Annotated in this window: 22 protein-coding genes; 11 read left to right on the top strand and 11 right to left on the bottom strand. The window is 42.4% G+C overall.

Annotated features, from left to right (window positions below):
* Positions 1–140 precede the first annotated feature (140 nt).
* On the bottom strand, positions 141–947 hold the full coding sequence (locus ACXAHI_RS18200) for an alpha/beta fold hydrolase (RefSeq protein WP_474850283.1): 807 nt from the start codon (positions 945–947) through the stop codon (positions 141–143).
* Positions 948–1,098: 151 nt separating this feature from the next.
* Here ACXAHI_RS18200 and ACXAHI_RS18195 point away from each other — a divergent pair, with 151 nt between their 5' ends.
* Positions 1,099–1,476: a PH domain-containing protein gene (locus ACXAHI_RS18195; RefSeq protein ID WP_474850281.1), complete on the top strand. Its 378-nt coding sequence runs from the start codon at positions 1,099–1,101 to the stop codon at positions 1,474–1,476.
* A 60-nt stretch (positions 1,477–1,536) separates the two neighbouring features.
* Here ACXAHI_RS18195 and ACXAHI_RS18190 read toward each other — a convergent pair whose 3' ends face one another.
* Positions 1,537–2,106: a hypothetical protein gene (locus ACXAHI_RS18190; protein WP_474850279.1), complete on the bottom strand. Its 570-nt coding sequence runs from the start codon at positions 2,104–2,106 to the stop codon at positions 1,537–1,539.
* 188 nt (positions 2,107–2,294) lie between these two features.
* Between ACXAHI_RS18190 and ACXAHI_RS18185 the strand changes: the two genes are divergently transcribed.
* The 4 genes from ACXAHI_RS18185 (at position 2,295) to ACXAHI_RS18170 (ending at position 6,899) form a co-directional block, all read left to right on the top strand.
* Positions 2,295–4,028: a LytS/YhcK type 5TM receptor domain-containing protein gene (locus ACXAHI_RS18185; RefSeq protein ID WP_474850277.1), complete on the top strand. Its 1,734-nt coding sequence runs from the start codon at positions 2,295–2,297 to the stop codon at positions 4,026–4,028.
* A 3-nt stretch (positions 4,029–4,031) separates the two neighbouring features.
* Complete coding sequence (locus ACXAHI_RS18180; protein ID WP_474850275.1) at positions 4,032–4,763, top strand: LytR/AlgR family response regulator transcription factor; 732 nt, start codon at positions 4,032–4,034, stop codon at positions 4,761–4,763.
* Positions 4,764–4,896: 133 nt separating this feature from the next.
* The gene (locus tag ACXAHI_RS18175; protein ID WP_270182708.1) at positions 4,897–6,348 is read left to right on the top strand and encodes a carbon starvation CstA family protein; all 1,452 of its coding nucleotides are present in this window, start codon (positions 4,897–4,899) and stop codon (positions 6,346–6,348) included.
* A 308-nt stretch (positions 6,349–6,656) separates the two neighbouring features.
* Positions 6,657–6,899, top strand: a complete 243-nt coding sequence (locus tag ACXAHI_RS18170; RefSeq protein WP_270182709.1) for a hypothetical protein — start codon at positions 6,657–6,659, stop codon at positions 6,897–6,899.
* Between the two features lie 133 nt (positions 6,900–7,032).
* Here ACXAHI_RS18170 and ACXAHI_RS18165 read toward each other — a convergent pair whose 3' ends face one another.
* A complete protein-coding gene (locus ACXAHI_RS18165; protein WP_474850273.1) occupies positions 7,033–7,482 on the bottom strand; it encodes a GNAT family N-acetyltransferase in 450 nt (149 codons plus the stop codon).
* Positions 7,483–7,603: 121 nt separating this feature from the next.
* On the opposite strand from ACXAHI_RS18165, the gene ACXAHI_RS18160 reads away from it, so the two are divergent.
* From ACXAHI_RS18160 to ACXAHI_RS18135, 6 genes are all read left to right on the top strand, one after another.
* Positions 7,604–7,783 carry a spore germination protein gene (locus ACXAHI_RS18160; protein ID WP_270182711.1) on the top strand — a complete coding sequence of 60 codons (180 nt, stop codon included), beginning with the start codon at positions 7,604–7,606 and terminating at the stop codon, positions 7,781–7,783.
* 127 nt (positions 7,784–7,910) lie between these two features.
* Complete coding sequence (locus ACXAHI_RS18155; RefSeq protein WP_474850271.1) at positions 7,911–8,720, top strand: alpha/beta hydrolase family protein; 810 nt, start codon at positions 7,911–7,913, stop codon at positions 8,718–8,720.
* Positions 8,721–8,723: 3 nt separating this feature from the next.
* Positions 8,724–9,050 carry a hypothetical protein gene (locus ACXAHI_RS18150; protein ID WP_474850269.1) on the top strand — a complete coding sequence of 109 codons (327 nt, stop codon included), beginning with the start codon at positions 8,724–8,726 and terminating at the stop codon, positions 9,048–9,050.
* An 80-nt stretch (positions 9,051–9,130) separates the two neighbouring features.
* Positions 9,131–9,763 carry a phosphatase PAP2 family protein gene (locus tag ACXAHI_RS18145; RefSeq protein WP_474850267.1) on the top strand — a complete coding sequence of 211 codons (633 nt, stop codon included), beginning with the start codon at positions 9,131–9,133 and terminating at the stop codon, positions 9,761–9,763.
* Positions 9,764–9,874: 111 nt separating this feature from the next.
* A complete protein-coding gene (locus ACXAHI_RS18140) occupies positions 9,875–10,306 on the top strand; it encodes a CHRD domain-containing protein (RefSeq protein WP_474850265.1) in 432 nt (143 codons plus the stop codon).
* A 152-nt stretch (positions 10,307–10,458) separates the two neighbouring features.
* Positions 10,459–11,463 carry a DUF3231 family protein gene (locus ACXAHI_RS18135; protein ID WP_474850263.1) on the top strand — a complete coding sequence of 335 codons (1,005 nt, stop codon included), beginning with the start codon at positions 10,459–10,461 and terminating at the stop codon, positions 11,461–11,463.
* A gap of 56 nt (positions 11,464–11,519) precedes the next feature.
* On the opposite strand, the gene ACXAHI_RS18130 is transcribed toward ACXAHI_RS18135, so the two are convergent.
* The 8 genes from ACXAHI_RS18130 to pruA form a co-directional block, all read right to left on the bottom strand.
* Positions 11,520–12,569: a pilus assembly protein TadG-related protein gene (locus tag ACXAHI_RS18130; protein WP_474850441.1), complete on the bottom strand. Its 1,050-nt coding sequence runs from the start codon at positions 12,567–12,569 to the stop codon at positions 11,520–11,522.
* A gap of 184 nt (positions 12,570–12,753) precedes the next feature.
* Positions 12,754–14,124 carry a 23S rRNA (uracil(1939)-C(5))-methyltransferase RlmD gene (rlmD, locus tag ACXAHI_RS18125; protein ID WP_474850261.1) on the bottom strand — a complete coding sequence of 457 codons (1,371 nt, stop codon included), beginning with the start codon at positions 14,122–14,124 and terminating at the stop codon, positions 12,754–12,756.
* A gap of 102 nt (positions 14,125–14,226) precedes the next feature.
* Positions 14,227–15,186: a diacylglycerol kinase gene (locus tag ACXAHI_RS18120; RefSeq protein WP_270182716.1), complete on the bottom strand. Its 960-nt coding sequence runs from the start codon at positions 15,184–15,186 to the stop codon at positions 14,227–14,229.
* A 668-nt stretch (positions 15,187–15,854) separates the two neighbouring features.
* Positions 15,855–17,288, bottom strand: coding sequence for an Asp-tRNA(Asn)/Glu-tRNA(Gln) amidotransferase subunit GatB (gatB, locus tag ACXAHI_RS18115; protein WP_474850259.1), 1,434 nt, complete (start codon positions 17,286–17,288; stop codon positions 15,855–15,857).
* A 16-nt stretch (positions 17,289–17,304) separates the two neighbouring features.
* Complete coding sequence (gene gatA, locus ACXAHI_RS18110; protein WP_474850439.1) at positions 17,305–18,759, bottom strand: Asp-tRNA(Asn)/Glu-tRNA(Gln) amidotransferase subunit GatA; 1,455 nt, start codon at positions 18,757–18,759, stop codon at positions 17,305–17,307.
* 12 nt (positions 18,760–18,771) lie between these two features.
* Entirely contained in the window at positions 18,772–19,062 is a 291-nt protein-coding gene (gene gatC, locus ACXAHI_RS18105) for an Asp-tRNA(Asn)/Glu-tRNA(Gln) amidotransferase subunit GatC (RefSeq protein ID WP_474850257.1), read from the bottom strand.
* Positions 19,063–19,273: 211 nt separating this feature from the next.
* Positions 19,274–20,737 carry a sodium/proline symporter PutP gene (putP, locus tag ACXAHI_RS18100; protein WP_474850255.1) on the bottom strand — a complete coding sequence of 488 codons (1,464 nt, stop codon included), beginning with the start codon at positions 20,735–20,737 and terminating at the stop codon, positions 19,274–19,276.
* A gap of 551 nt (positions 20,738–21,288) precedes the next feature.
* Complete coding sequence (gene pruA, locus ACXAHI_RS18095) at positions 21,289–22,836, bottom strand: L-glutamate gamma-semialdehyde dehydrogenase (protein ID WP_474850253.1); 1,548 nt, start codon at positions 22,834–22,836, stop codon at positions 21,289–21,291.
* Positions 22,837–22,857: the final 21 nt, after the last annotated feature.

Below are 22,857 nucleotides of genomic sequence, written 5' to 3'. Positions count from 1 at the left end.
TCGAAAGCGCTTTCGTTGAAGTTATTATATATTACCTAATATGACATAGCAACACTTTTTCAGAGAATATTTTGAATACTTTTTTCCAATGAGAAAAGGCATCCTTAAAAGGTGCCTCTCCTCATCACGTATGAAGATCATTATTTAAGTGATCTTATAAATTGATCTACAACTTCATTAAACCGCTCAGGTTCTTCCAAGAAAGGACAGTGACAGCTATCCTCAAATATTTCTAATTTAGACTGTTTGATTTCTTTATTTAAATGTTCTCCTGCTGCAACAGGTATTAACTTCTCTTCCTTACCGAAGCATAACAGCGTCGGCTTTGTTATTTCAGTAAGATAAGGACGACAATCCACAATCGATTGATCGAATAAGATGGCGCTAGCGATTGACGCTGGTAGCTTCGTTGTTTCCTCAAGCATCCACTCTAACTCTTCTTCTGAAACTTCCTCTTTGAACATTAGCGGTAAGAATCCTTGTAGCAATCCTCTCTGGTCAGTTTGAATTTGCTGCATCATTCCTGATAATGCAGGGAGATCGAACGCACCGATTTCGAAATCTGGCCATTTAAAGTCTGAGGCGAGCTCATCTACAATCACAGTTCCTTTTATTCCATCTTCACCAAACTGATGGATGTATTCCCAAATAACAAACGCTCCCATCGACCAGCCGACTAGCGTCACGTCTCTGAGATCGAGCTTTTTGATAAATTCCCTCAAGTCCTTCGCATAGGTGGCGACTGTGTGACCAGAATCTGCATGGGACGATTGCCCATGTCCTCTTAAGTCGATCGATATTGCTCGGTACTTCTGTCTGAAGTATGGAAGCTGTTTCTTAAAAAAACGACTGCTCATCCAGACGCCATGAATAAAGAGAATCGGGTCTCCCATTCCAACATCTTCGTAGTAAAGCTCAACGCCGTCTTCAAGCTTTAGGAATGCCATAGCTTCTCCCTCCTTACACACTCTCACATAGATTGGATTCACTTAACACAATACGCTCGTATTGTTTAAAACATTCTCTATTCCTTTCGACACCAATCGAGTGGTACCTGTCACCACGTTTGATAAAATACGATTGAAAGGAGGAATAGCAATGGGTATTCTCAGCGGATTCATGGGTAATGCATCGACGATGGACAAAGGTGAGGTAAAAAAAGAACTATCAAACATCCTTGCAGAGTCAGAAGAAGTTAATGCGGCATTCAAACTTGTACGTGACTTGATTGTTTTCACAGACAAGCGACTACTGTTTGTTGATAAACAAGGCATGACAGGAAAGAAAATCGAGTACCATTCCGTCCTTTATAAGAGCATCTCACACTTTTCAATTGAAACGGCTGGACACTTTGATCTCGATGCAGAACTGAAAATATGGATATCAGGATCGCAAGCTCCTACGATCTCAAAGCAGTTTAAGAAGGATGACAGCATCTACAATGTACAAAAAATTCTCGCAGAATTATGCGGATAATACTTAACGCTGAAGCAGGCCAATGGCCTGCTTTATATGTATGCTCATCGACTTATTGGCTCATCTGAACGTTTTCCCTGACACCTGTTCCATAAACCCACAAAACTCTTCCCACGTTTCTGGATAGGCATTGGAGCCGTGCTTCCTGATGACCTTATCCTCTGTTCTGATCTCCACACTCCAGGAGGTGCCGTCTAACACCATTTCTTCTGGTTGGTAGTTACGTTTCCATCTTAGGAGGTTTGTAGATTGAAGAGCATTTATGGATGGATCACAGTTTGTGTTCGATCTGATGGGCTCTTCTTCTCTTGAATTCTCCCATTGTAAATGCGTTACCTCGCCTGTTCGTATATGCCAGTCGATTTCATAGCTATTCCCGAAGAAGCCACCAACGTTTGCTTTGATGCTAGTAATCTTCTGGTAAGCGTGATCCACCGCTTCTTCTCTCGACCATTCGAATCCACAGCTCTTACAGTGGTAATCCTTGCTCGATTCAGGGAGAGAGCATCCGCCCAGTACAACTTCTCCCCTCTCTACCTTAGGTTTCACATCATGCGTTGGCATTCCATATATGATTTTTGCTGCTGGTTTCGCACCACATTGAAGGCAAACGTTGTATTTAATCGCCATCGAATCACTCCTCGATATTCTTACTAGACTACAATTCTCACTTTATCATAATTGTTAAATTTAGGATGCTGTTTAACGCCTGTTTTCCCTCACCCGTAAAAACCAGTATAATGAAAAGAAACCGCTCTATTATTCGACATTCTTCGAGCCAATACGGGTGGTGACAGGCACCAGAAAGGAGTAGCCAGATGTTTGAACTGCTATTAACGATGCTTGAGCGCCTCGGTATAATCGTAACGATCGCATTTGTGTTGACTCGCTTTCGCTTCTTTAGAGACATGATCTACAGTGAGCGTCTTGCTAGAAGACAGCAGTATGTTGCGATCGGCTTCTTTGGTTTCTTTGGCATCATCGGTACATATACTGGACTTACGTTCAATACAGAGTCCTTCCAATTCAATGCATGGCCGCTCGATGTCTCTTCAGATGAAGCCATCGCGAATTCAAGGGTCATCGGCGTTGTGCTCGCAGGACTACTAGGAGGTTATCGCGTCGGAATTGGTGCTGGTATTATCGCAGGTGCGCACCGGTACTTCCTCGGAGGCTTTACAGCTCTTGCATGCGGATTAGCAGCTATCATAGCGGGGTTAATCTCAGGAGCTCTTCATAAACGAAATCGTCACGTCAAACTTCAGTCTGCCTTTATGATCGGTGCTGGTGCAGAAGCAGTTCAGATGCTCATCATCCTCGGACTATCTAAGCCATTTGAGAACGCATTAGCGCTAGTAGAAGTCATCGGCCTCCCAATGATCTTAGCGAACGGTATCGGCTGCGCCCTCTTCTTACTGATCATCAAGAACGTCGTGAACGAAGAAGAAAAGGCTGGTGCGCTTCAAGCCCAAAAAACGCTTCGTATCGCAGATCAAACGCTCGGCCATCTGCGAAAAGGGCTTACAACGGTCTCCGCAACAGAAGTTTGCCGAATTCTTCATCGAGAAGTCGAGGGGAGCGCTGTAGCCATTACGGACAAAACCCATATCTTAAGCCATGTTGGGATGGGAGACGATCATCACCAAGCAGGAAACACGATTCAAACGAGTATTACGAGAGACGTGATTCAAGATGGCGACATGATGATCGCAAACGACCGCACAATCCATTGTGCCGATGAAAATTGTCCCCTTGGCGCGGCGATTGTAGCTCCATTGAAGCAACGGGGCGAGACGATCGGAACACTAAAGTTTTATTTTCAATCTGAAAAAGAGATCACGAATGTCATCACTGAACTCGTTACAGGCCTTAGCGTTCTATTAAGTAACCAGCTCGAAATAGCTGAAGCGGACAATGCCTACCAGCTTGCAAAAGAAGCAGAGATCAAAGCGCTGCAAGCTCAAATTAGTCCTCATTTTTTATTTAATTCACTGAACACCATCGTTTCATTAGTTAGAACTGAACCAGCAAAGGCTCGAAAACTCTTACTATCGCTATCTCATTTTCTTAGACAAAACTTATCAGGGACAACGGCTGATATGACCACCCTCAACCAGGAATTGAAACATGTAAAAGCATACCTTGAGGTTGAAGAAGCACGTTTCGTAGACAGACTTCGTGTAAACTATGAGATTGACGAACAAACGCTGTATCGAAAACTTCCACCGCTAACGCTGCAGCCTATTGTTGAAAATGCAATTAAGCACGGAATTAAAAACAAAAATTCGAACTGCATCGTTGAAATCAGCATCATCTGCCAACAGAACGAAACCCTTGTTAGCGTGAAAGATAACGGAGCAGGAATTCCGCAGCACAGAATAAAAGAAATCGGTAATGCTCCATTGGACTCAGAGAGTGGCACTGGACTCGGTCTTTATAATGTGAACCGCCGTCTTACCATGCTCTACGGAGAACGAGCCAGCCTTCAGATTTCTAGTGAACAAGACAACGGAACAATCGTCCGTTTTTTGATCCCATCTATGGAGGAATAACGAATGAATGTAATTAAAACATTAGTTGTCGATGACGAGCGATATAGCCGCGAGGAACTCGTTCACCTTCTTGGTGAATTTAATTCGATCGAAATTACTGGCGAAGCAGACTCAGGGCAAGAAGCTGTCGTAAAAGCGATCCAGCTTCAGCCTGATGTTGTGTTTCTAGATGTAGAAATGCCAGCGATGAATGGAATGGACGCCGCTAAAGCACTTCTTGAGCTTAAGAAACCTCCTTTCATCGTATTTGCGACTGCTTATCCTGAATTTGCAGCTGAAGCGTTTCGTTATGAGGCCGTCGACTATTTGTTAAAGCCCTACGATGAAGAACAGCTCGAACAAACGATCAAGCGTCTTGAAAAACTGGTAACTTCCAACACTGAAGTGACTTCACCACAAATGAAAAAAGGGAAATTATCCATCGAAACTGATGGCGACATCCATTACATCGATCCGACCGATATCCTATACATTTGCCGTGACGACCGCGTGTCCAGAATTTATCTTGAGCACAATGCCTTCGAAGTCAAAACGACACTGAAAGAATTAGAAAACCGATTATCTACACACCCATTCTTTCGCATTCACAAAAGCTATATCGTTAACCTGATGTATGTTACAAGGCTAACACCATGGTTTAACGGCGCTTACCAACTCGAATTAGAAGGTGTAGAAGAAAAGCTTGCTGTCAGTCGGAATTATGTGAAGTCTCTTCGATCACGTCTCGAATTATAGATTGCATGTTAAACGCTTTCACATACATGTCACCCGCTTTTTTCTACATCTTGTTCAAATCTTCCCCACTTTCGTCCTATCTTTCCTATAATTTATGTAAACGCATACAAAGAACGGAAAGGTAGGAGTTATCATGATTACATTTTTAGTAGGAATCGTACTTCTCGTAATAGGCTACTTTACTTACGGTAAATTCGTTGAAAAAACGTTCGGTGTGAACAGCACGCGACACACACCGGCATACACGCATCAAGACGGTGTCGATTACCTTCCGATGAACACACCTAAAAACTCACTCATCCAACTCTTGAACATCGCAGGAGTAGGTCCAATTTTCGGACCGATTCTAGGCGCTCTTTATGGTCCAGTGGCATTTCTTTGGATCGTGTTTGGGTGTATTTTTGCAGGAGCCGTTCATGACTATTTAACTGGAATGATTTCGATACGAAACCGCGGCGCTCACTTACCAGAGCTCGCAGGGAAGTTTCTAGGAAAAGTCATGAAACATGTCGTAAACGCTTTTGCTGTACTCCTTCTCTTACTGACGGGTACAGTATTCGTTACCGCACCTGCAGGACTACTAAACAACATGATGAACGGCTGGGTCACGATGGGACTCATCCTTGGAGCAATCTTCATCTATTATATTATCGCAACTCTATTGCCGATCGATAAAGTCATCGGGCGCTTTTACCCGATCTTTGGTGCACTACTATTGATCAGTGCCCTAGGAGTTGGCGCAGGTCTAGTCTTTACTGGCGCTCCAATTCCAGAAATCAGTCTTACAAACTTACACCCTGACAGCGCACCGATATTCCCACTTCTATTCTTAACGATTTCTTGTGGTGCTCTATCAGGTTTCCATGCGACGCAGACTCCGATTATTTCAAGAACGACTCAAAACGAAAAGCAAGGACGTCGAATCTTCTACGGGATGATGATCGCAGAAGGAATCATCGCGATGATTTGGGCTGCTGCTGCTATGAGTCTATTTAATGGGCCAGTTGGATTAAACGAACTACTTGCAAGTGGTGGACCAGCTGCTATCGTAAGTGAAGCTTCAACACTGATGCTTGGCGCGATCGGTGGAACACTGGCAGTACTCGGTGTAATCGTGCTACCGATTACCTCTGGTGATACAGCATTCCGAAGCGCTCGTATGATTATCGCAGACTACTTCAAGTATTCTCAGAAAAAAATTACGAATCGCCTATGGATTGCACTACCATTATTCGCTGTGGCATTTGCTTTAACTAGAATCGATTTCACGTTGCTCTGGCGCTATTTCTCATGGGCAAACCAATCCACCGCTATGATCGCATTGTGGGTAGGGGCGATGTACCTCTTCATCGCTAAGAAAAACTACTGGATCGCGATGATTCCGGCAGTATTCATCACGATGGCAACAACAACGTATATTTTGTATGCCCCGATTGGCTTTAGTCTACCGATTAACATTGCCTATATCGGTGCAACGATCATCACGATCGGTGTAATCATCAGCTTCTTCTTCGCCGCTCGTAAGCAACGTGCAGCAAACATTCCTTTAGAAGAAGACATCACAGGCTGGGACAGTGTTGCTTAGTGGGATGCTGCGATCCTAAATATAGAGAAACTGTTAATGAAGAGGAAGAACGAATTAATACGAACGGTAAGGAAACCCTTCCTCTCGTAGGAAAAATTGTTCTGGCTAGTATCTTTTTGTTCGGATTAGCTTTAATCGGAATACTTTAGTGAAAGGAGCACAGGCATATGCCTGGCTCCTTTTCGTTTAAAAATTGATTACCTTTCACCCCAAATTGAACGCTTTCCCTATTCCTTTCATATTCTAATCGTACAGTGGGAAGTAGTGCTCTCCCTGCTTTTCAACCTCTATTAGAAATGAGGAGAAGCATGTCCTATTATGATGTGTTCACAAACAACATTGGAAAATGTGTAAAGATCCTCTGTTACGATGATTATGTTTATCATGGCTATATTGACCAAGTAGATGAAACACACGTTTATCTACGCCCTCTTGGTAGTAAGCAAAAAGAAGAAGAAGATACGAGCTACTTCTTTCTTGGGGCTGCCTTGATCTCAATTCCTTTTACAACGATCGAGGATATTTCTTTTAATCCGTTTCATTATTGGTAGAGTGACATAAAAAAACGCTCAGCGACTGAGCGTTTTAACCATTATCAGAAGTTTTCTCAAAAACCGCAAGCTGGAGATACTCCCCACTCGGCCCTTTTTCAGAGATTGTTTTTATCTTCGAAAAGCCACTCTTTTATAATAATGAGATCGAACGCTGATGATCTTTATTCGTATACGCCTCGATCGTTTCGAGCCCCATCGTATGAAATCCATAATGAAGCACTTCTTCAAGAGCTTCTACCATAAGTCCTTTTCCAGTATGACCTGGATGTAACCCATAGCCTAGCTCTCCCTTTCGGCCATCTTTTGAAAGGTTCCATAAGGAAATCGTACCGATGATGCTATTCGTAGAAGCTTCTGTTATTGCCCAGATCACCCATTTATTCTCATCAACACCTTTGTTCATCTTGTTGATATAGTGACGGCTGTCTTCAACGCTTTGGTGTTCAGGCATGTCCACGTATGGAAAATGTTGTTTCGTGCGATGGTACTCATAAATCCCATCGACATCGTTCATCGATAACTTTCTAAGACATAGACGGTCGGAATGTAATATTGGAAACGGGTTAAAGTTATATAACATAAACGCTTTCCTTCCTGTATGTAGTATTTCGCTTAATTTAGGCGATCACAATAGGTCTCTTGTCCAAGCACTCTCACTGTTTGTCCATATACTATTATAGATAAACCAGGAGAGTGAGACCATGCCTTGTATAATTAAAGGACCAGTTATCATTGAGAACAACAGTGGTACCGTTGTCCAATGCGCTCATACCATTTCCCCGATCTCTGCTAGTAAAACAGTCTCTGGCTCAGGCGGAGGCAACACGGGTTCATTTATGATTATAAATAACTTCATCAGTATTACTATTAAATGTAAATAGCCTCATCTATATTTTTTAACCTTAAATCAGAGCTCCTCAATCGAGATACGGTTGGGGAGTTTTATCGTGAACCGATTGGCACCGATATGAGATAATAATAGGAGAACAAACATAACGAGGTGACATGATGGAGAAATTATTTTATGGAAACGATGAAAACCAGTTTGGAGAACTACGCATACCTGAAGGCGATGGCCCTCACCCGGTTGCGATCGTTATTCACGGCGGGTTTTGGCGGGAGCCATTCAAGCTGGATTTAATGACAGGCGTTGCTGAAGCGTTGACCGAAAAAGGAATCGCAACTTGGAACATTGAATACCGCAGAGTATCAGAACGTGGTGAAACATGGCCAGAAACGTTAACTGATGTCTCGAAAGCAGCTGACCACCTCTATGCTCTTAAGGAAAAACATCCGCTGGATCTAAGCAATGTTATTACGATCGGTCATTCTGCCGGAGGTCACCTTGCGACCTGGTTAGCTGCTAGGCATAAGATCAGAAGCGAAAGCCCGCTACATACGGACAAGCCTTTACCAATCGCCGGCGTCATCAGTCTTGCAGGTGTGACTGACCTCGAACTGATGCACGAAGTTCATGAATACCGCGATGAAACGTTATCACTCGAGCCGAACAACCCTACAGCTGACTTAATAGGAGGATCCCCGAAGGAATTCCCTGAACGATACAAAGATGCGTCTCCTATCGAACTTCTTCCTTTGGATGTTCATCAAGTACTCGTCCATGGTGCGCTGGATATCCACGTGCCAATCGGAATCAGTAGTCAGTATCATAGAGAAGCTCAGGAAGCAGGAGACTTTGTGAAATTAGTAGAACTACCTCAAGCTGAACATTTTATGCTGACAGATCCAACATCTCTAGCATGGGAAATGGTAATGGAAGAAGTTGAGCTATTGTATACAACGATTAAGGGAGGCTAAAGAATGTCTGAACCAACAGTTTCTATCGCACTCTATCGCCCTCATCCGGGTAAAGAAGAGGATCTACAAAAGGTAGTAAAAGATCACTTACCAACATTACGAAGAGAAGGTCTCATTACAGAGCAAACACCTCTTCACTTACAAGCAAACGATGGAACCATTCTAGAAATATTTCAATGGAAATCCATCGCTGCTAAAGATGAGGCTCATCAATCAGATGTCGTGATGGAAGTATGGGAAAGGTTCATGGATGTCGCAGAAATGACCACCCTCTCGTCACTTAAGGAAGCGAATCAACCGTTTCCAAACTTCAGACCAATCACGTTATGAAAAGGAAGTAGCCCCCTACTTTCTTTTCAAACAAACGTTTGATTAACTGTTAAAAGTGCTACATCATCTAGGAGGAACACATGGAAAGAAAACTTCTATATCCGGTCCTTTTCATCAGCTTGATCAGCATCGGAATCATTCTAGCATTCATCGTCTCAAACAATCGCACTCCAGCAATCGATGAAGGTGTTGCTAACATTTTCGCAAAATCACCAAGTACTACCGTTGAAATTTTAGAAGCTGTCTCCCACATCGCCTCTAAACCTTTTATCGTGACTCTATTAGTTTTATTTGTAATCGTGTTAGCGTTTAAAAAGAACATCCTAGGCTTGATCACAGTAACCTTTGCTGTGGTCATCGGTAACTACTCTTATAAGTACGTTAAGGTCCTTATTCAAAGAGATCGCCCCTCAGTGGAAGGTGCAGTTGCGGAAGGATATAGCTTTCCGAGCGGACACGTCACGATGGGCGTCATCTTATACGGATTAATCGTCTACTTCCTTTTTCAATATGTGAAGCGTTCAACATTTAAGAAAATCAGTTTGATCGTCGCACTCATCTTAGTCGTAGTCATCGGATTAAGTCGTCTGATTACAGAAGAGCATTATTTCACTGATGTCATTGGTGGGTATTGTTTGGGAGGGGCAATCTTGATTGCTGCTATGTATGGGTATGAGTTTTTCCTTAAAAAGCTGCAAAGAAAAGAAAGATAATACTAATCGTTTTCATCCTTTAAACACAATCATTTAAACGCTAGTCCCTCACCTATACACATTTATATGAACGGAATATAATGTGGTAATCCTCCAAAAGGAGGTGATAAGGTGAGAAATCGATTCTTTGCAATGCTAAGAGGACGAAATGAAGTACCTCCAGTAAGATCAAACGCTAGGGGAGTTGCTAAATTTGTTTCAAATAGGCGACAAACTGAGCTTAGGTTTTTTTTAGAAGTAGAAAACATCGAAAATTTTGTACAAGCTCACATTCATTTTGGAGAAAGAGGCAAAAACGGGCCAGTTCTTGCATTTCTTTTTGGTGCAGACCTAGCAACGCTTGCTGATCAAAATGGCATTTCTACACGTAAGGGAACTGTGACAGGGGTTATTACTGACGATGATATTGAACGGAATAATGTTGGAGTAAAAAATGTACGAGATCTTATTAAGAAGATGGAAAAAGGTAAAACTTATGTCAACGTGCACACTGAGCAGAATTTAGCAGGTGAAATCCGCGGACAAATAAAACCGATTTGTTAATAGTTTTATGGTCGATATCCAATTGGATATCGGCTTTTTTTCTACTATTCATCGTAAGAAAAACCTTCAAAAAGAGCAGCATCTACTTAGGAATATAAAAAGCATAACCTTACTTTTGATGGAAAAACTAAGCAGGAAGGAGAGTGATTTAATTGGATACTCAAGACGGTAGATCTATCACCTTAACTTCTACGGAACTAGGTGAGCTGTGGAAAAACTATATCGGAGAAACACTGTTAGACTGCGTCTACACACACTATTTAACGAATGTGAACGACAAGCGAATAGAAGAATTACTGCAGAAAGCACAAACAATTACTCAAAAACATATAAAACAACTAACAGAAATCTTTAAGAAAGAGAATTTTGCAATTCCGAATGGCTTTGGAGAAAATGATGTCAAAGATGCACCGGCCATTTTCACTGATAAGTTCTATCTTTTTTATCTTAAAGAAACGACGCGGATAAATTTGGTACAATTCGCTAACGCATTAACAGTCTCGTTTCGAGAAGACATCCGAACATACTTCGACGAATGTATCGATGATAGTAGTGAGCTTTATCAAGATGCAATGAATTGCTTGTTAGCAAAAGGCTTTATTATTCGAGCACCTTTTATTCCAATTCCTCAAGAAGTAAAGTTTGTAGAGTCTAAAGACTTTTTACATAAATTGATTGGAAAACAGCGACCGATGACCGCTACAGAAATAACAGCGATGTATGTAAACTTAGATTCTAATCAGCTCGGCAAATCGCTTATGATGGCTTTTAGTCAGACAGTGACATGCGAAGAAATAAAGAAATACATGATTCGCGGAAGAGACCTTTCTCACAAAAATATTAAGATTTTGCAGGATCTTCTCAACAAAGATCACTTACCAGCGCCTCAGCTCTGGGACCCTGAGGTATTAGAATCCAAAGTTGCACCTTTCTCTGAAAGATTAATGCTATTTCATGTCGCATTCGCGAATGCTGGGAGTTTACTAAATTACGCATTAGGCTTAGGATCTTCATTCAGACACGATATCGGCTTAGACATTGCGAGACTTGTGACAGAGATTGCGAACTTCTCAGATGATGGCGTTAAGCTGCTCATTGAAAAACGATGGCTTGAACAGCCTCCCATGGCAGCAGACCGAGACGCCTTAGCAAGATAAAATAAACGAAGAGCACTCATTTTAATGAAGTGCTCTTTATATTTTATGTGAACTACTTACTGTATTAAACGAACTACTCCATTTGTAGACGAGGCTTTACGATTAACACTAATTCCTGGTCCATTTAATCTGATAAAGTCTCCAATGATGCTTCCATTAACAGTTACCGGTGCTCCACTGTTATTTACTATAATTTCACTCTTTGGTGAATACAACGTTCCATTGATGACAACGTTTCCTTTTTTCACTTCGATTTTTCCATTCTTTGAGTAGATAATCGGACTATCCAGTACGAGGTTTTCTGCGTCGATGTAGATATCCCCATCTGCAATAATGGAATGTGTAAGATGCAAACCGCTTTTCTTAATCTCAACTTTTCCTTTAGCATAGATGTTTTGACTAGGATTTGAGCTGATCTCCTTGTCTCCTGAAACAGTCACTGCTGATCCTAACTCAGAATTAACCAACCCAGGATGAAGCCCAATGCTCTGTACATAATCAGATAAAGGTTGATGATCTGCACCTTTTACTTGGTTAGTAATTGTGATAGGACTACCATCTATGATGATACTGCCTACAGCTTGCGCAATATCGCTCACGCTGATCCCCTCACCGTTTGCTTTGAAGGTACCATTCGTGTGAACTGAGCCATTCACAGAGATACCGCCTCCGTTAAAAATAAGCTCTTTTTTCCCCCCTTGAAAAACAGCAAATCCTCCAAGCTGAGAAGTTTTCTTGGCAACAGCTCGTGCACTAACCTCAGTCTCAGTAAATCCTAACACTTTAGCGAACATAAATGGAACGGTCTTTGTTGTTACCACCTCGATTTTTGTTTCGTCTCCGTCAAATGGAGTTGTAACCGAAGTATTGGAGCCGTTCACATTATTTTGTTGTGCGTATTGAACAGCTGCACTGTTAGCCGAGGTTGTTGAAGGTAAATCTTGCGCACCCGCTAAAGCAGCTGCATCTGCAGCATTTTGAAGGTTCCCCTTTGTTTGATAAACCAATCCAACATCTACAACAAGAGCAGCAAATGCGAACAGGACTACCATCATCACAGTGACAAGGACTAAGACTCCACCATCTTCATTCTTTAAGATCCGCATCAAAATTTACCGTCCCACCTCTCCTTATGTAAGTTCAAGTGGTTTGTATGATTGTGAGTTTAGTACATATAAAAAAAGAGAATGACTCTTATTATGAGAATTTACGAATTCTCAATTAAGTAGTCATTCTCTTTCTATTTTAAATCACCTGTTTTTTTCTCTAAAAAATTCCATTCTTAAACTGTTACTTTTGCTCCAACCAGGTTACACACTCCACGTGCGTCGTATGCGGAAACATATCGACCGGCTGGACTTCTTTTGTCTCATACCCGCCATCTTCAAGGATTCTAAGGTCTCTTGCTAACGTAGCAGGGTTACACGATACGTAAACGACCTTTTTTGGCTTCATTTCAAGAATCGTCTCTAATAGAGACTCATCGCAGCCTTTACGAGGTGGATCTACGACAAAAACATCTGGTTCAATGCCTTGCTTTTTCCACATCGGTAAGATGGTTTCGGCTTCGCCTACTTCAAATTCTGCGTTCGTAATGCCGTTCAATTCGGCGTTTCGCTTCGCATCTTCAATCGCTTCAGGCACGATCTCCACCCCGTACACTTTTTTTGCTTGTTGAGCTAAGAATAAGGAGATCGTTCCGATGCCACAATACGCATCGATGACCGTTTCTTCTCCAGTTAATCCCGCATACTGGAGCGCTTGATCATAAAGTACCTTCGTTTGATCAGGATTCACCTGATAAAACGAGCGCGCGGAAATCGCAAACTTAATATCACCGATCGTATCGTAAATGTAATCAGTTCCCCAAAGAACCCGTGTTTCGTCACCAAAGATGACGTTCGTACGCTTTGGATTTACATTTTGAACGATTGATTTCACACCAGGAACTTGTTTCGTGATATCACGAATGATGTTTTTGCGGTTCGGTAAGTCTTTTTGTTTTGTAACAAGGACAACCATGACGTCCTTCGTTTGTTTCCCGTACTTTGCAACAACATGTCGTAATGTCCCACGGTGCGTGCGCTCATCGTAAGCACGGATGCCATATTTTTCAGCAATCCCCTTGACCACTTTTAGTACATGATCATTTTCTTGCTCTTGAATCAGACACTGATCCATGTCGATGATTTTGTGGCTGCGCTGCTGATAGAAACCGGCAACGATCTTGCCACCTTCTTCCCCAACAGGGACCTGGGCTTTGTTTCGGTACCGCCACGGATCTTCCATTCCGAGCACATCATGAATAGGAACGTCGATTTTTCCGATACGCTCCATGACGTCCTTTACTTGTTTATGTTTAAACTTCAACTGACTATCATACGTGATATGCTGAGTTTGACATCCTCCACACTTATAGAAAATCGGACACGGCGGCGTGTTTCGTTCTTCACTTTCTTCCAATACGTCGAGAATCTTACCGAATCCGTAGCCTTTCTTCGTTTTGACTACTTTCACTCTAGCTTTTTCTCCCGGGATGCCATACGGAACAAAGAGTGTATAGCCTTCTACTTTAGCAACACCAGCGCCATCATGCGAAAGATCCTTAAACTCAACTTCGACTATGTCGTTTTTTCTTACGGGTGTTTCCTGGATACTCATATTTTCAGTCCTTTTCCGTTCAATGTCATGTACAAAAATTGTACCACAGTGTGAATCGATATAGAAATTGGGTAGTTTTGCACCAAGTAAAAAAGCCAGAGATCAACTCTCTGACTTCTCCTCCTCAGGTAAGGTGTTTCTCATCGCTTCTTCATCTGTAGAATGTTTCTTGTTCGTTTTTGATGGAACGATCATCGTGATATGACGATAGAGGTTTGTAAACTCCGCAGGGAGTGGTCCACCGTATTCCCCATCAAGATTAAGCTGCATTTTATCAACGGCTTCTACTTTAATACGGCTCGCTTTTTTATAAACAACGTTCGGATCATTGATATGATCTCCTCGTAATGCGCTGCTTGCGATTCTAATAAACTCTGCGATATTGGTTTTCTTCAAGATCATTAGATCGAATAGACCATCATTAAGAGACGCATGAGGCGCTAGTTTCTCAAAACCGCCGATCGAGTTCGAGTTCGATACGAGGAAGAGCATGATTTCATCTTCGAATAATTTTCCGTCATACTCGATTCTAGTCTTCGTCGGACGGATCGATGGAAGCATCTCGATACCCTTCATATAATAAGCAAGCTGACCTAGCATCGTTTTCAGCTTACTAGGCACTTCATATGTTAATTCCGTTAAACGTCCACCACCGGCAATATTAATGAAATAATGATCGTTTACGCGACCGATATCGATCGGCATTTCAAGACCTTCGCATAGCACATCCATTGCACCTTCAACCGTCCTAGGTACTCCGATCGCACGAGCAAAGTCATTCGTTGTCCCAACAGGGATAATACCGAGTTTCGGCCTGTACGGCTGCTCAGCAATTCCATTGATCACTTCATAAATCGTACCATCTCCGCCAGCTGCGATGACAAGGTCAAACCTTCTCTCAACTGCGATACGAGCCGCTTTTGTCGCGTCTCCCTCACAAGTCGTCGCATGTGCAGATGTTTCATATCCGTTTATTTCAAGACGCTCTAATATATATGGTAACGAACGCTTCACCTGTTCTCTTCCGGACGTGGGATTATAGATCAGTCTAGCACGTTTCATCCTTCATCATCCTATCTTCTATATCTCTATTCTATGCTACCATTATAACCCAATAATAGTCTCTTTTATATTATTTGAAAAGCCTCATCCGCTCGACAAATTCGAACGAAAAAACTAATAAAAAATGTCTAACAAACAAAAAACGCCCACATCACCGTGACCGTCTCAACCCTATTAACCTCAGATATGATTATATTCGTTTAAGGTGGAAAAAGCAATGAAAAGCGGAGGTGGGCGTTTAGAAACGGAGATATTGGAACTCTTGAACTTGAACACGATTTTTGTGTTCAGGTGAAAGAGTGAAATATCGCAGTTTCTGCCCACCGCAGCTGGACATGTGAAAAGCGGAAGTAGCCGTTTAGGTCCGACAAGCGCTGGAGCCTTTCAATTTGAACACGCTTTTTGTGTTCGGATTAAAAGGTGAAGCGATCGAGGACCTGACTACTGCAGCTAGACATCGAAAAGCGAAGACGAGCGTTTAGAAACGGAGATATTGGAACTCTTGAAATAGAACACGCTTTTTGTGTTCTGTTGAAAGAGTGAAATATCGCAGTTTCTGCGAGTCGCAGCTGGACATCGAAAAGCGGAGATGGGCGATTAGACCCGACAAGCGCTGGAGCCTTTCAAATAAAAAAGCCCTCCAATCAAGGAGGGCTTTCGAAATCACTCTATCGCTTATCCATTTCTTCAACGATTAACTTGTTAACCATTGGAGGATTCGCTTTACCTTTTGTTGCTTTCATCACTTGTCCAACTAGGAAACCAAGCGCACGGTCTTTACCATTCTTGTAGTCTTCGATCGATTGCTCGTTCTCATCAAGAATACCTGTAACGATTCCGCGTAGCTCGCCTTCGTCAGAAATCTGAACGAGGCCTTTGTCCTTAACGATTTGTTCAGGATCGCCACCTTTTTCAATAAGATCTTTGAAGACTTTCTTCGCGATCTTAGATGAAATGGTACCTTTTTCGATCAATGCAATCAGTTTGCCAAGACCTTCTGGTGTAAGAGCCACTTCGTCAATTTCTTTATAGTTCGCGTTCAAGTAGGCAGACACTTCACCCATCAACCAGTTAGAAGCTTGCTTTGGATCTGCGCCTTGTTCGATTGCGACTTCAAAGAAATCGGACATCTTCTTAGACTGAGTAAGAACCTTCGCATCGTACTCAGGAAGATCGTACTTGTTTACATAGCGCTCACGTCGCGCATCTGGAAGCTCAGGAATATCTCCACGAACGCGGTCCATCCACTCTTTGTCGATCGAAAGACGAACAAGATCCGGCTCAGGGAAGTAACGGTAGTCGTCTGACCCTTCCTTCACACGCATCAGGATCGTTTTCTTACCCGCTTCATCATAACGGCGCGTTTCCTGTCCGATTACGTTTCCAGCAAGAAGTTCTTTCTCCTGACGTACTTCTTCGTACTGAAGACCTTTTTGAACGTTAGCGAATGAGTTCAAGTTCTTAAGTTCTGTCTTCGTTCCAAACTCTTCTTGCCCGTATGGACGAAGTGACAAGTTCGCATCACAACGAAGTGAGCCTTCTTCCATCTTACAATCAGATACTTCTGTGTATTGAAGAATAGACTTCAACTTCTCGAGATAAGCATACGCTTCTTCAGGTGTACGGATATCCGGCTCAGATACGATCTCAACAAGAGGTGTACCTTGACGGTTAAAGTCAACGAGAGAATGATTCTCCCCATCAACGTGAGTCAGTTTACCTGCATCTTCCTCTAGGTGGAGACGCGTAATCCCAATTCGCTTTGTCTTCCCGTCTACTTCAATATCGATCCAGCCATTTTCACCGATCGGCTTATCATATTGAGAGATCTGATACGCTTTCGGGTTATCAGGATAAAAGTAGTTTTTACGGTCAAATTTCGTGTCTTCTGCGATCTCACAGTTTAGTGCCATAGCAGCACGCATTGCGAAATCAACAGCCTGTTCGTTCATGACAGGCAGAACACCAGGGTGTCCTAGACAAATCGGGCACACGTTCGTGTTAGGAGGCGCACCGAAATTCGTTGAACAGTTACAGAATATCTTCGTGTTTGTCTTTAGTTCCGAGTGAACTTCAAGACCGATGATTGTTTCAAAATTCATTTTCAGTCGTCACCCCTTACAGCTCTGGTTTAGCTTTATGATGATCAGTTGCTTGTTCGTAAGCATGAGCTACACGATAAACAGTTTTCTCATCAAAATGCTTTCCGATTATTTGTAATCCGACAGGTAGGCCATTCGACAATCCACAAGGTACAGAGATAGCAGGTACGCCAGCTAAGTTAACCGGAATCGTCAGAATGTCGTTTGCATACATCGTTAGTGGATTATCGATCTTCTCGCCCACTTTAAATGCAGGTGTCGGAGTTGTAGGTCCAATTATGACATCGTAGTCTTCAAACACTTTTTCAAAGTCGTTCTTGATTAGCGTACGAACTTTTTGCGCTTTTTTATAGTAAGCATCATAATAACCTGAGCTTAGTGCAAACGTTCCAAGCATAATCCGACGCTTCACTTCTTCACCGAAGCCTTCACTTCTAGTTTTCTTATATATATCAAGAAGGTTATCTGCTTCTGCACGTACGCCATATCTTACGCCATCAAAACGAGCAAGGTTTGCTGATGCTTCAGAAGAAGAAAGCAGATAGTACGTTGCAACAGCATACTTTGAGTGAGGTAAGGAAACTTCTTCCCATGTCGCACCAAGTTCTTCAAGCTTCTTCAATGCTGCAAGAACTTTGTTCTTCACATCTTCATCTACACCTTCAGCAAGGTATTCCTTTGGAACCGCAATACGCAGACCCTTCACGTCTCCAGTAAGACTTGTAAGATAATCAGGAACATCAACGTTCGCTGAAGTAGAGTCCATCTTGTCGTGCCCAGCAAGCGTCTGAAGAAGATATGCGTTGTCTTCTACAGTATTTGTGATCGGACCAATTTGGTCGAGAGATGATGCGAATGCGATCAATCCGAAACGAGAAACACGACCATATGTTGGTTTCAACCCAACTACACCGCAAAACGCTGCCGGCTGGCGAATCGATCCCCCAGTGTCAGAACCAAGTGAGAAGAATACTTCTCCAGCTGCTACAGATGCAGCAGAGCCACCGCTTGAGCCACCAGGTACATAGTCTGTATTCCATGGGTTACGCGTCGCATAGAAACCAGAATTCTCGTTTGAAGAACCCATTGCGAACTCATCCATATTTAACTTTCCAACTGTAACCGTTTCAGCTGCTTGCAAACGCTCAACGACAGTTGCATTATGTAATGGTTCAAAATTTCCTAATAGCTGACTCGCAGCTGTTGTACGAAGACCTTTCGTGACGATGTTATCCTTTACCCCGATCGGCAGTCCGAAAAGTAGACCCCTTGCATCTTCCGTTCCAAGCTTATCATCAAGGGATTTTGCAGCCTGCATAGCCCCTTCTTCATTCAAGGTCATGAATGCTTTTACTTTGTTTTCAACCGAGTTAATACGATCAAATGAACTTTGAACAAGTTCACTAACGGATAGTTCTTTCTTGTGTAGCAAGCTATGAAGCTCGCTTATACTTTTATCAAACATCGGTATCTCGTACCTCCCTTACTCTAAAATTGATGGAACCTTCACTTGTCCGTTTTCTTGATCTGGTGCGTTTTTAAGTGCATCTTCACGTGAAAGCCACGGCTGTACCTTGTCTTCACGAAGAACATTCTTCAGATCGAGAACGTGAGTAGTTGGTTCAACATTTTCTGTATCTAGTTCATTCAGCTGCTCTGCCATCGAAATGATGTCATCGAGCTGAGTTGTAAACTTTTCGACTTCTGATTCTTCCATTTCAAGTCTCGCCAGGTTCGCAACATGCTTAACCTGTTCATTTGTAATTCTGGACATCTCTTTCACCTCCGTAAAATTCGAACAACCTGCAATATATAGATGATACCAAAAACAGACTTCATTAAGCAACAGAATGCCGTTTTGTCAATATTAAGCAGATTCAATCAAACGTTTGTTTAACACACCTTATATTGCCCTCACTGTTCGAAGTACTTGTATAAGAACAAAAAAAGACCCACTCCAATTGGAGTGAGTCCCAGTGTAACAATTAAACTTGAGAAGATTTCGCTTCATCAAATTCTGCTTCAATTTCTTCTCCAGGTTCTTTACCAACATAGCTGAATACCAATACAGCGATCCAGCAAAGAATGAAACCTGGTACGATTTCGTAAAGGTCGAACAGACCACCTGAAAGCTGCTTCCAAATGATAACTGTCGCAGCACCTACAAGGATACCTGCAAGTGCACCGTTACGAGTCATACGTTTCCAGAACAAGCTTAGAATGATTACTGGTCCAAATGCAGCACCAAATCCTGCCCAAGCATAACTTACAAGACCAAGTACAGAGCTTTCCGGGTTATAAGCTAGAAGGATTGCTAGCAATGCAATTCCAAGTACAGCAATACGACCTACCCATACTAGCTCAGTTTGACTAGCATTCTTACGTAGAATTGCTTTATAGAAATCCTCTGCAACAGCACTTGAAGATACAAGAAGCTGAGAGTCAATCGTACTCATGATTGCAGATAGGATTGCTGCAAGCAAGAATCCTGATACCCAAGGGTTAAATAGAACTTGAGTAAATTCGATAAATACCGTCTCAGAGTTCTCAAGACCACCTGAGAAGAATGCGATACCGATGAAACCTGTGAAGATCGCACCGAATAGAGAAACAACCATCCACGTCATACCAACTAGGCGAGCTTTAGGAATTTCTTTTGAAGATTTAACTGCCATAAAACGTGTAATGATGTGAGGTTGTCCAAAGTAACCAAGTCCCCAAGCAAGAAGGGAAATGATACCCATGAAGCTCATGCCAGTGAAGATATCAAGGTAAGTTGTATCGATCTCACCAACTTGATTCACTGTTTCACCCCAACCGCCCATTTCAAAGATCGCAACGATTGGTACAACAACTAGAGCTAGGAACATCAAGATTCCTTGGAAGAAGTCCGTCCAGCTAACTGCTAAGAAACCGCCGAGGAACGTATAAGAAATAATTACGATTGCACCGATCCACAAAGCACTTTCGTAGCTCATGCCAAACGAGCTTTCAAACAGGATTGCGCCCCCAACTAGACCTGAAGACGTATAGAATGTAAAGAATACAAGAATGACAATTGCTGAGATAACACGAAGAGCTTTTGATTTATCACGGAAACGATTTTCAAGGTAATCTGGAACCGTAATGGAATCATTTGCTACCTCAGTGTAACGACGAAGACGTGTTGCAACGAATTGCCAGTTCAGGTAAGCTCCGACCGCGAGCCCAATCCCGATCCAAATCTGGCTCATACCACCTGCGTACATTGCACCAGGCAGTCCGAGTAAGAGCCAACTACTCATATCTGATGCACCCGCACTAAGTGCTGCAACAGATCCACCTAATCTTCTTCCTCCAAGAACATAATCTGATAAGTTGCTTGTTAGTCGGTAAGATATTAGACCGATTGCAAGCATTCCGACAAGATATACTATAAATGTGACTAACGTAGGCGTTTCAATACTCATCTAGTACTATTCTCTCCTTTCGGTAAAAAATGTAATTATGGATAGTATGACTAATAAAGGCATCGGTATAAGCAGCCAGAACCAAGTTGCTGTTGTTAAGGTGTATTCCACACTTTCACCTCCTTTAAGTCATTATTCACAGGTATGCATTTTCCTGAGAATTTAAATTTTCGATATAGACCATAAGTCCTTTTACAAACCAATGATTACTATATCATAAAATATTTTTCAGAACAATGAAAATCTTATATCATAAACCTTTTTATGAATAATTATTCATAATTACCCTTCCATACACTCCCATATAGAACGATCTAGAATAAGTATTCAGTTAAATTAATTAAAATTAATTGAGAAATATGTAATGATAAGACACACTCTAGTAACATTTACCCACCATTTTGAAATGTTAATCTTGTTTCTGAAATATTCTTTAGTGATTTAAGCATTTTTATAATATCCCGTTTTAATTCAATACATGCAAAACGTAAAAACAAAAAAAGAAAAGCACTCTCGAACATTGCGAGAGTGCTTATTTAATCTCATATATCCTAGTACATTTCAGAAATTGTTTTCGCCTGCATATGAAGGATCAAGTAATCAGGGCCACCCGCTTTGGAGTCAGTACCTGACATTTTGAACCCACCGAATGGATGGTATCCAACGATTGCGCCAGTACAATTACGGTTGAAGTAAAGGTTACCTACATGGAAATCTTCCTTCGCGCGCTCGATGTGCTCACGGTTGTTTGTAATCACAGCACCCGTAAGTCCATATTCAGTGTTATTGGCGATTTCAAGAGCGTTATCAAAGTCTGTTGCTTTCGTTAAGCAGACAACTGGCCCAAAGATCTCTTCTTGTTGCATTCGAGATTCAGGGTGTAAGTCTGCGAATACAGTTGGTTGAATGAAGAACCCTTTCGAGTCATCTCCAGTACCACCAGCAACGAGACGGCCTTCTTCTTTACCGATCTCGATGTAGCTCATAATCTTGTCATAAGCACCTTGATCGATCACTGGTCCCATATACACATCAGGCTTCTTCGTTTCGCCTACAGAAAGCTCATTCGTAAGCTTCACGACACGATCGAGTACTTCGTCATATACATCTTGATGGATAACGGCACGGGAACCAGCTGAACATTTCTGTCCAGAGAATCCGAATGCTGAAACTACGATCGCTTCAGCAGCAAGTTCAAGATCAGCAGTATCATCAACGACTACTGTATCTTTACCACCCATCTCAGCGATTACCTTTTTCAGGTGCTTTTGCCCAGGTTGAACTTTTGCAGCACGCTCATAAATGCGTGTTCCTACTTCAAGGGAACCAGTAAATGAAATCAATGCAGTCTTAGGATGATCTACAAGATAGTCACCTACTTCTTTTCCGCTTCCTGGTACAAAGTTAAGTACACCTTTAGGTAGTCCTGCTTCTTCAAGCACTTCTACGAATTTAGCAGCGATTACAGGTGTCGCACTTGCAGGCTTCAGTAGAACGGTGTTACCCGTTACGAGTGGAGCTACTGCTGTTCCAGCCATAATCGCAAACGCAAAGTTCCAAGGTGGGATAACGACAGACACACCAGCCGGAGTATAAACATAACGGTTATGTTCATTCGGGCGACTGTTTATTGGTTTCCCTTCGCCAAGATCAATCATCTGGCGTGCATAGTATTCCATGAAGTCGATCGCTTCAGCTGTATCAGCATCTGCTTCCTTCCATGGCTTACCAGCTTCTTTTACTAGATACGCCGAAAATTCATGCTTACGACGGCGTACGATCGCTGCAGCACGGAATAGTAAATCCGCACGAGCACGAGCGGACCATTTTCTCCAGCCTTCAAGAGCTTTGTCAGCAGCTTGAATCGCTTTTTCCGCGATATCTTGATTCGCTTTAGAAACTCTCCCTACGACTTCTTCCTTGTTCGCAGGGTTAATAGAAACGATCTTATCCTCGGTGCTAATTCTTTCACCGTCTACGAGAAGATCGTGATCTTTTCCAAGTTCGCCTTCAACTTGCTTAAGCGCTGCCTCGAACGCTTTACGGTTCTCATCTACCGTAAAGTCTGTAAATGGCTCATGTTTGTAAGGTACTACCATGTAAATCCAGCCTCCTTGTCG

The sequence above is a fragment of the Anaerobacillus sp. ABD4_527 genome, assembly GCF_056160805.1.
Note: the sequence above shows the minus strand (reverse complement) of the source record. Positions and strands in the feature narration are given on the sequence as shown.

Bases quoted from the DNA above. Each gene is read 5' to 3' on its own strand.
- ACXAHI_RS18190 (WP_474850279.1), bottom strand. From the start codon at position 2,106: ATGGCGATTAAATACAACGTTTGCCTTCAATGTGGTGCGAAACCAGCA.
- ACXAHI_RS18145 (WP_474850267.1), top strand. From the start codon at position 9,131: ATGGAAAGAAAACTTCTATATCCGGTCCTTTTCATCAGCTTGATCAGC.
- ACXAHI_RS18185 (WP_474850277.1), top strand. From the start codon at position 2,295: ATGTTTGAACTGCTATTAACGATGCTTGAGCGCCTCGGTATAATCGTA.
- putP (WP_474850255.1), bottom strand. From the start codon at position 20,737: ATGAGTATTGAAACGCCTACGTTAGTCACATTTATAGTATATCTTGTC.
- gatC (WP_474850257.1), bottom strand. From the start codon at position 19,062: ATGTCCAGAATTACAAATGAACAGGTTAAGCATGTTGCGAACCTGGCG.
- ACXAHI_RS18165 (WP_474850273.1), bottom strand. From the start codon at position 7,482: ATGTTATATAACTTTAACCCGTTTCCAATATTACATTCCGACCGTCTA.
- pruA (WP_474850253.1), bottom strand. From the start codon at position 22,836: ATGGTAGTACCTTACAAACATGAGCCATTTACAGACTTTACGGTAGAT.
- ACXAHI_RS18170 (WP_270182709.1), top strand. From the start codon at position 6,657: ATGTCCTATTATGATGTGTTCACAAACAACATTGGAAAATGTGTAAAG.
- ACXAHI_RS18200 (WP_474850283.1), bottom strand. From the start codon at position 947: ATGGCATTCCTAAAGCTTGAAGACGGCGTTGAGCTTTACTACGAAGAT.
- ACXAHI_RS18180 (WP_474850275.1), top strand. From the start codon at position 4,032: ATGAATGTAATTAAAACATTAGTTGTCGATGACGAGCGATATAGCCGC.
- ACXAHI_RS18195 (WP_474850281.1), top strand. From the start codon at position 1,099: ATGGGTATTCTCAGCGGATTCATGGGTAATGCATCGACGATGGACAAA.
- ACXAHI_RS18160 (WP_270182711.1), top strand. From the start codon at position 7,604: ATGCCTTGTATAATTAAAGGACCAGTTATCATTGAGAACAACAGTGGT.
- ACXAHI_RS18155 (WP_474850271.1), top strand. From the start codon at position 7,911: ATGGAGAAATTATTTTATGGAAACGATGAAAACCAGTTTGGAGAACTA.
- ACXAHI_RS18130 (WP_474850441.1), bottom strand. From the start codon at position 12,569: ATGCGGATCTTAAAGAATGAAGATGGTGGAGTCTTAGTCCTTGTCACT.
- ACXAHI_RS18120 (WP_270182716.1), bottom strand. From the start codon at position 15,186: ATGAAACGTGCTAGACTGATCTATAATCCCACGTCCGGAAGAGAACAG.
- ACXAHI_RS18175 (WP_270182708.1), top strand. From the start codon at position 4,897: ATGATTACATTTTTAGTAGGAATCGTACTTCTCGTAATAGGCTACTTT.
- rlmD (WP_474850261.1), bottom strand. From the start codon at position 14,124: ATGAGTATCCAGGAAACACCCGTAAGAAAAAACGACATAGTCGAAGTT.
- ACXAHI_RS18150 (WP_474850269.1), top strand. From the start codon at position 8,724: ATGTCTGAACCAACAGTTTCTATCGCACTCTATCGCCCTCATCCGGGT.
- gatB (WP_474850259.1), bottom strand. From the start codon at position 17,288: ATGAATTTTGAAACAATCATCGGTCTTGAAGTTCACTCGGAACTAAAG.